The following is a 7,797-nucleotide window of genomic DNA, read 5'->3' on the forward strand; positions in this document are numbered from 1 at the left end:
CTGGCCCGTCGCCATACCCTGATCGAGCCCGTCCTGCTGGGCGACGCGGGCAAGATCGCCGCGACCGCCGCCGAGCTGGGCGAAAGCCTCGAGGGCATCGAGGTGATCGACCTGCCCCTGCACCGGGACGCTGCCCGCCAGGCGGTGGCGCTGGTCAACGAGGGCCGTGCCCAGGCGCTGATGAAGGGCCACCTGCATACGGACGAGCTGTTGCGCCCTGCCCTCGACAAGGTGACGGGGCTGCGGGCCGGGCGGCGCTTCACCCATGTCTTCGTGATGGACGTGCCCGGCCTTGCCCATCCGCTGCTGGTCACCGATGCCGCGATCAACATCGCGCCGGACCTGAAGACCAAGGTGGATATCGTGCAGAATGCCATCGACCTGGCGCTGTCCCTTGGGATCGGGCAACCCAAGGTCGGCGTGCTTTCCGCGGTCGAGACGGTCAACCCGGACATTCCCTCCTCGCTGGACGCCGCGCTGCTGTCAAAGATGGCCGAGCGCGGCCAGATCCGCGGCGGGCTGGTCGACGGGCCGCTGGCCATGGACAATGCCGTGGATCTCTCGGCCGCGCGCACCAAGGGCATCAATTCCCCGGTGGCGGGCCGTGCCGAGGTGCTGGTGGTGCCCAATCTCGATGCCGGCAACATGCTGGCCAAGCAGCTGACCTATATCTCGCACGCCGAGGGCGCCGGGCTGGTGCTGGGCGCGCGGGTGCCGATCATCCTCAACTCGCGCGCCGATGACGACATGGCGCGGCTAGCCTCCTGCGCCGTCGCCGCGCTGCATGACGCCCGCATCCGGGGGATCCCGGCATGAACGAGCACCTGCTGGTCCTCAACGCGGGCTCCTCCTCGCTGAAACTGGGCCTGTTCACCGCCGAGCCCGAGCCCATGGCCCTGGCCACCGGCCATGTCGAGCGCATCGGCAGCGCGCACGCAGAGCTGCACCTGAAACAGGCGGGCGGTGCGGTGATCGCCGATCAGGGGCTGGGCGCGCAGGGCAAGACGCATCAGGAGGCGCTGCAGGCCGCGCTTGGACCGTTGCTGCAAGCGCATCCCGGCGCGCGCGTCCGGGCTGTCGGCCATCGCATCGTTCATGGCGGGCGCAGCTACGCCGAGCCGGTGGTGCTGAACGACCAGAGCCTGTCCTACCTTGCCGAGCTGGTGCCCTTCGCGCCACTGCACCAGCCGCACAACCTGGCCGGGGTGACGGCCGCGCGTGCGGCCTTCCCCGAGGCGCAACAGGTGGGCTGCTTCGACACCGCCTTCCACCGCCATCACCCCTTCGTCAACGACACCTTCGCCCTGCCCCGCCGCTTCTACGAGAAGGGCGTGCGGCGCTACGGCTTTCACGGGCTGTCCTACGACTATGTCGCCGGGCGGCTGGCGCAGATGGCGCCGCTGCTGCACCAGGGCCGGGTGGTGGTGGCACATCTGGGCAATGGCGCCTCGATGTGCGGACTGTCGGCGGGGCGGTCGGTGGCCTCGACCATGGGGTTCTCGGCGCTCGACGGACTGCCCATGGGCACCCGGTCCGGCCAGGTCGACCCGGGGGTGCTGCTCTACCTGATGGACCAGGAGGGGATGGCGCCGGCGCAGATCTCGGACCTGCTCTACCGCGAGAGCGGGCTGAAGGGCATGTCGGGCATCGGATCGGACATGCGGGCCTTGCTGGGATCGGACAGCCCCCATGCGGCAGAGGCAATCGACTACTTCTGCTTCCGCGCCCGGCGCGAACTGGGCGGGCTGGCCGCGGCGCTGGAGGGGCTGGACGCGCTGGTCTTCACCGGTGGCATCGGAGAAAACGCCGCGGCGATCCGCGAGCGGATCTGCCGGGGCATGCACTGGCTGGGTATCGAGCTGGACGAGCGGGCCAATGCTGCAGGCGCGACGGTGATCTCGACCGCCTTCAGCCGCGTGCGGGTGCTGGTCATACCGACCAACGAAGAGCTGGTCATCGCCCGGGCGGCGGCACGGCTGTCGCGCTAGGCAGGACAGTGTGCCGAACCCGCCGGAGGGGCGCCCGGGGGCAAGGCCCCCGCGCCCCCTCGGGGGGTCGATGCCCCCGAGGGGGCGGCCCCGGGGTCTACTTGGTGAGGATCAGCTTGCCGGCGCGGGTGATGCGCAGGGTATAGACCTGATCGTTCAGCACGATATGCGCCGTGGCGCCGCCCTGGGTCAGCTCCTGGGCGCTGTGCTGCGGGATCGCGGGGAATGCGGTCTCACGGTCGATCTTCTCGGACATCATCGCGTCGTTTCCTTCCATTCGAGCCTTGCCAGCAGGGCTTCCAGCCCCGAACCGCCGCCTTCCGGCCCCTCGAAGAGCTTCGCCAGAAGCTCGACCGGGCGGAACAGCTCTGCATCTTCGGGGCCTCTGCCCCTGGCGATGTCGGATCGGGTCCTGTCCTGCTGCATTCTCGTCTTGTCCGTTCATGCCGGCGCACGCCTCGGTGCACCCTGCGAAAAAGTTGACTGATAAGATCAGGATTGTCAATCCGACTAATTTAGTCAGATACTCATTCCCACCTTCCCGCCCGCGCCTTCGGCGGGATCCGGCGCAGCGCAGCCCCTGTGCGTTTCCGGCCTGGCGGGGCCCTGAGCCGGTCCGAGAGGACCCGGAGACCACCGGCCCCGGACGCAGAACTTGACTGGCGGGTCAATTATCGCCTTTCATGAGCGCGTTACGGAATTGTCATCCGCCAGAGTCACTCGACGCATAATGCGGCCCTGTAGAACGAGGTCGCACTGCCTAGAGGCAGGCGGACACGTTCGATTGCAAAGAGATCCGCACCACCAACAGGGGTTCAACATGACCATTTCCCGCCGTACCGCGCTGCAGCTGACCGCTGGCGCCGTTGCCGCTCCCGCCGTCCTGCGCGCCAGCGATGCGCTGGCCTCCTCGGGTACCGTCAAGGTCCTGGCCTGGCAGGACTACGTCCAGCCGAACATCGCCGAGGCCTTCGAGGCCGAGACCGGCATCAAGCTCGAGCTGACCACCTTCGGTTCGAACGACGAGGCCGAATCGACCGTGCGCGCCAATGGCGGCAAGGGCTTCGACGTGGTCTTCCCCTCGATCACCAACGTTGCCAACTACGTCGACGATTCGGGCGAGCATTTCTTCCAGCCGATCCCCGAGACGGTGAACGTGGATGCCATCATTCCCTCGTTCCTGCGTGACAGCGCCGCCCTGGGTGGCGTGCAGATGGGCAACCAGGTCGCCCTGCCCTTCACCTGGGGCACCGAGGGCATCACCCTGAACCGCGCCGCCCTGCCGGTCTCGGATGCCGACCTCTCCTACGGCCATCTCTTCGCCGAGGGCACCGAGGGCAAATCCGCCTTCCGCCAGAAGTCCGCGCTGATCGGCGTCGGCCTCTACCTGGATGCCGCCGGCGAGATCGAGAGCAACCGCATGCTCGACGTCTACAAGTCCGAAGAGGACGCCCGCCGCGTCTTCGGCGCCATCGTCGAGTACATGGTCGCCAACAAGGACCACTTCGGCGCCTTCTGGAACAACGCCACCGAGGCGACCTCCGCCTTCAAGGACGCCGGCTGCGTCATCGGCCAGACCTGGGACACCACCGGCCTGCTGCTGAACCGCGAGAACCCGGACTACGTCTACCGCGCGCCGAAAGAGGGCATCATCACCTGGCTGGACAGCTTCGGCATGCTGCGCGGCGCCGAGAACACCGAACAGGGCGTGGCCTTCATCAACTTCATGCTGAAGCCGGAAGTGGGCGGCATGTTCGCCAACAACACCGGCTACAACTCGGCCGTGGCCGGTGCCGCCGATTTCGCCAGCGACGAGTTCAAGGCCCAGTTCAACGAGACCTACACCGCAGAGGTCCTCGGCAACATGTGGTGGTGGCAGTCCGACACCCCGTTCTACGCGCCCGTCGTCAACGAGATGGTCGAGATCATCACCAACGCCTGATCGCGTTGCGGGGAGCGCCTGGCGGCTGGCCGGGCGCTCCCCTTTTCACATGCAGGGCCCACTGCACGCGTCGGAGCCTCCGGCGGCAGTATTTGGGGCCATCGGATAGAAGCAGGGCCGGGCAACGGCCCGCAGCGGCGCGCCGAACGGCGGGTCGCCAACAACGGGGACAGCAATGAGCGACGCCACCATGCGCGGCCAGGACGTGCATCTGCAGGCGATGCAGGTGACCTATCCGAACGGTTTCACGGCCGTTCAGCCCACCGACCTGCACATCCGCGCGGGCGAGTTCTTTTCCATCCTCGGGCCCTCGGGCTGCGGCAAGACGACGATCCTGCGCACCGTTTCGGGCTTCGTCGAGCCCTCGCACGGGCAGGTGCTGATCGGCGGCGCGGACATGCGCGGCATCGGCCCCAACGGACGTCCAACGGCGCTGATCTTCCAGAACCTCGCGCTGTTCCCGCTGATGCCGGTCTGGGAAAACGTGGCCTTCGGCCTCGAGGCGCGCGGCGTCGGCAAGGCGGCACGGCGCCAGAAGGCGCAGGAGCTGCTGGAGCTCGTCGCCCTTGGCGATCAGGGCGAAAAGCTGCCCTCGGAGCTGTCCGGCGGCCAGCGCCAGCGCGTCGCCATCGCCCGTGCCCTCGCCGTGGAACCCGCCGTGCTGCTGCTGGACGAGCCGCTTTCGGCGCTGGATCTGAAGCTGCGCCAGCACATGCGCGCCGAGCTGCGCGAGATCCAGCAGAAGACCGGCGTGACCTTCATCTACATTACCCATGACCAGGGCGAGGCCCTGACCATGTCCGACCGCATCGCCGTGATGAACGCCGGCGTGATCGAACAGGTGGGCTCGGGCGACGAGATCTATTCCGATCCCGCCTCGGCCTTCGTCGCCAGCTTCGTGGGCGAGGTGAACAACTTTGCAGGGCGGATCGCCGCCACCGAGGGCGAGATGGCACGGATCGACACCGCCTCGGGGCAGCTTCTGGCGCGCAACCCGCGCGGGCTGGCCGTCGGGGATCAGGCGATCCTCTTCGTGCGTCCCGAACAGATGGGCTTTGGCGAGTTCCGGAACACCTTTGACGCCCGGCTGACCCGGCGCGACCTGGAAGGCGCCTTCATAAACTATGAATTCGTCACTGATGCCGGGCAGCATCTGGTCGTGCACCAGACCAACCACGGCGCCCCCGGCGGCGAGATGACCCGCGCCCGGGTGGGCTTTGACCCGGGCTCGGCGCTGGTCCTGCCCGAGGGGCCCATGGCCCGCACCGGACGGGAGCTGGCAGCGCAATGACATCCCTCATCCGCGGATACGGGCGCGGGCTGACGGCGCTGTTCTTCGCCGCCGCCCTCGGCTGGGGGCTGATGCTGATCATCCTGCCCCAGCTTACCATGCTGGAACGCGCCGTCACGGCCCCGGCCCGCCAGCTCGACAGCTCGATCGCGCGCCGGGTGATGCTGGATGCGGGCACCTGCGTTTCGGTGCTGGGCACCTACGCGCCGGCCGAGGAAGAGGCCCCGGCCAGCAGCGGCGGCCTTGCCGTGCCCTCGATGAGCGGTGGCCTCGCCGTGCCCTCCATCGGCGGCAGTTCGGGCGGGCTGGCCGTGCCCTCGATGGGCAATGCCACCACCGGGCAGGCAACGCGCCCCTACATCCTGCAATGCGACCGCGCCACGACCCATTCCCGGCTGGTGCGCGACAGCGGCGCCGAGCCCGAATACCTCGACACGCTGCATGGCGCCCCGACCCTCTCGGTCGACGACAGCCTGCCGCTGGAAGACCAGATCGCCCAGGCCGAAGAGATCGCCGAGGTGGCCCGCGCTCTCTACCAGCGCCTGCAGGAGGAAGAGGCCAATGCCTTCCCCTACACGCTGGACAACTTCGAGACCCTCGCCGCCCCGCGCCTGATCCCGATGTCCGACGCGGCGAAGGCCGAAGAGGCCCGGCTGCTCTCGAACCGCCTGCTGACACTGGTCGGGCTGCGCTACGAGCAGGACGGCCAGGTCTACGAGCGGATCGGTCTTGTCACCCTGACCCGCACCATCGTCTTCGCGCTGATGGCGACCGCGCTGGCCCTCGTGCTGTGCTATCCCATCGCCTACAAGGTCGCGCTGGCCGCCCCGCCGAAACAGGCGCTGTGGCTCTTCCTCGGGCTGATCATCCCCTACACCATCGTCGAGCTGATGCGGGTCTACGCCTGGACCACGATCATCGACAACCAGGGCCTGATCAACTCGGTGCTGACATGGGCCGGGGTGATCTCGGACCCGATCCAGTTCAAGCGCTTCCCGGGCACGATCTTCCTGGTGATCGTCTACACCTACGTTCTGTTCATGGTCTTCCCGATCTACAACGTCATGTCGACGCTGGACAAAAACCAGATCGAGGCGGCCAAGGACCTGGGCGCAAGCGCGGTGCGGGTGCATCGGCGGGTGATCATCCCCCATTCCAAGCCCGGCATCGCGGTCGGCTGCATCGCCACCTTCATGCTGTCTGCCGGGGCCTTCTCGGTGCCGCGCATCATCTCGCGCGGGTTGCAGGCCGAGTGGTTCTCCCAGACGATCTACAACAAGTTCTTCGAGAGCGAGAATTCCAACATCGGTGCCGCCTACAGCTTCGGTTACACGTTGATCTGTTTTGCGCTGGTGGCGCTGTTCATGTGGGCCATGCGGACCCGGCTGAAAGATTTCGCGAGGGTGCAGTGATGGGCCTTGACGCGACACCCTCTCCCCAAACGGGAAGTCCCAAGCGGTCCCTCTGCAGAACAGAGGGCAGCACCCGACCGCGGGTGGGGGCAATAGCCCCCGCCCATGGGGGCGGTCGGGGGCTGCCCGGCGGTGCCCGCCGGGCGTTCCAACTGCTCGGCAGCACGAACACTCAAGGAGTCCGGGCATGAGATCTGATCGCCTCCTGACCGCCTATACCTGGGCCTTCCTGATCTTCATGTTCGGCCCACTGCTGCTGATGGTCATCTCGTCCTTCAACAACGCCTCGCCGCCATCGGTGACCGAGTGGAACGGTTTCACCGGCAAGTGGTACGCCTTCTTCTGGATGCCCGAGGACGCCCTGCGCGCCGATCCGGTGCTGCGCTCGCTGGACCGCGACCGCTTTGTCGGCTGCTTCGGCAACTCGCTGAAGGTGGCCTCGATGGTGGTGCCGCTGGCACTGCTGCTCGGCCTTGCGGGGGCGGTGCTGCTGACCCGCTGGCGCTCCAAGGCCAACGGGGTGCTGTGGTGGGTGCTGCTCTCGCCGATGCTGGCGCCGGGCGTGGTGCTGGGTCTCTCTGCGCTGGTCTTCTGGGGCCGCCTGGGCATCAACGCGGGGCTATTCACAATCGTCATGGCGCAGGTCACCTTCATCGCCGGCTACCCGATGCTGATCCTGATGGCACGCCTGCAACGCCAGCCGATCGAGCTGGAAGAGGCCGCCCTCGACCTCGGTGCCTCGCCCTGGCGGGTGTTCCGCCGGCTGACCCTGCCCTACCTCGCACCGGCGCTGATCTCGGCCGGCGTGATCGCCTTCATGGCCTCGATGGAGAACTACAACACGACGATGTTCGCCAAGGGCGGTTCCTGCACCCTGGCCACGGAAATCGGCGCCATGGGCCGCAACCCGAACGGCCACCCGCCGGTGATCAACGCCGTCGGCACGATCATCATCGCCATCACCGTGGCCGCCGCGCTGGCCCATACCTTCCTGTTGCGGCGCGAGGGAAAGGAAGAGTAACCCTTTTCCATGAGCACCCCGAAGATCATCGCGCGCTGCCACCCCACGCTGGAACCGCTGCTGCCGAAACCCGTTCCGGCACGCCGCGCCCTGCCCGACTGGCTGCGCGAGATGCCCTCCGAGGCGCCCTCTGAGGTGCTGGA

Annotated in this window: 8 protein-coding genes; 6 read left to right on the plus strand and 2 right to left on the minus strand. The window is 67.6% G+C overall.

Features of this window, described 5'->3' with window-relative positions:
- Both OS124_RS0109445 and OS124_RS0109450 read left to right on the plus strand, forming a co-directional pair.
- On the plus strand, positions 1-816 hold an 816-nt coding region (locus OS124_RS0109445; protein WP_029375319.1), incomplete at its 5' end, for a bifunctional enoyl-CoA hydratase/phosphate acetyltransferase.
- The gene (locus tag OS124_RS0109450) at positions 813-1,988 is read left to right on the plus strand and encodes an acetate/propionate family kinase (RefSeq protein ID WP_010139302.1); all 1,176 of its coding nucleotides are present in this window, start codon (positions 813-815) and stop codon (positions 1,986-1,988) included. The genes OS124_RS0109445 and OS124_RS0109450, both read left to right, overlap by 4 nt.
- A gap of 97 nt (positions 1,989-2,085) precedes the next feature.
- Here the strand turns inward: OS124_RS0109450 and hemP are convergent, their stop codons facing one another.
- Entirely contained in the window at positions 2,086-2,247 is a 162-nt protein-coding gene (gene hemP / locus OS124_RS26525; protein ID WP_010139303.1) for a hemin uptake protein HemP, read from the minus strand.
- Complete coding sequence (locus tag OS124_RS27405) at positions 2,244-2,414, minus strand: hypothetical protein (RefSeq protein WP_168161456.1); 171 nt, start codon at positions 2,412-2,414, stop codon at positions 2,244-2,246. Before OS124_RS27405 ends, hemP begins: the two co-directional genes overlap by 4 nt.
- A 394-nt stretch (positions 2,415-2,808) precedes the next feature.
- Between OS124_RS27405 and OS124_RS0109465 the strand changes: the two genes are divergently transcribed.
- From OS124_RS0109465 to OS124_RS24220, 4 genes are all read left to right on the plus strand, one after another.
- Positions 2,809-3,930 carry an extracellular solute-binding protein gene (locus OS124_RS0109465; RefSeq protein ID WP_010139304.1) on the plus strand — a complete coding sequence of 374 codons (1,122 nt, stop codon included), beginning with the start codon at positions 2,809-2,811 and terminating at the stop codon, positions 3,928-3,930.
- 175 nt (positions 3,931-4,105) lie between these two features.
- Positions 4,106-5,221, plus strand: a complete 1,116-nt coding sequence (locus OS124_RS0109470; RefSeq protein ID WP_010139305.1) for an ATP-binding cassette domain-containing protein — start codon at positions 4,106-4,108, stop codon at positions 5,219-5,221.
- Positions 5,218-6,633 (plus strand): ABC transporter permease, encoded by a 1,416-nt coding sequence (locus tag OS124_RS0109475; protein WP_010139306.1) that lies wholly within the window; start codon positions 5,218-5,220, stop codon positions 6,631-6,633. The genes OS124_RS0109470 and OS124_RS0109475 overlap by 4 nt, the downstream gene beginning before the upstream one ends.
- A gap of 187 nt (positions 6,634-6,820) precedes the next feature.
- A complete protein-coding gene (locus tag OS124_RS24220; protein WP_010139308.1) occupies positions 6,821-7,654 on the plus strand; it encodes an ABC transporter permease in 834 nt (277 codons plus the stop codon).
- Positions 7,655-7,797 lie beyond the last annotated feature (143 nt).

The sequence above is a fragment of the Oceanicola sp. S124 genome (assembly GCF_000220565.1).
Lineage (GTDB): Bacteria > Pseudomonadota > Alphaproteobacteria > Rhodobacterales > Rhodobacteraceae > Pseudooceanicola.

Excerpts from the sequence above, each read along its gene's own strand:
- OS124_RS0109450 (WP_010139302.1), top strand. The coding sequence starts at position 813 with ATGAACGAGCACCTGCTGGTCCTCAACGCGGGCTCCTCCTCGCTGAAA.
- hemP (WP_010139303.1), bottom strand. The coding sequence starts at position 2,247 with ATGATGTCCGAGAAGATCGACCGTGAGACCGCATTCCCCGCGATCCCG.
- OS124_RS27405 (WP_168161456.1), bottom strand. The coding sequence starts at position 2,414 with ATGCAGCAGGACAGGACCCGATCCGACATCGCCAGGGGCAGAGGCCCC.
- OS124_RS0109465 (WP_010139304.1), top strand. The coding sequence starts at position 2,809 with ATGACCATTTCCCGCCGTACCGCGCTGCAGCTGACCGCTGGCGCCGTT.
- OS124_RS0109470 (WP_010139305.1), top strand. The coding sequence starts at position 4,106 with ATGAGCGACGCCACCATGCGCGGCCAGGACGTGCATCTGCAGGCGATG.
- OS124_RS0109475 (WP_010139306.1), top strand. The coding sequence starts at position 5,218 with ATGACATCCCTCATCCGCGGATACGGGCGCGGGCTGACGGCGCTGTTC.
- OS124_RS24220 (WP_010139308.1), top strand. The coding sequence starts at position 6,821 with ATGAGATCTGATCGCCTCCTGACCGCCTATACCTGGGCCTTCCTGATC.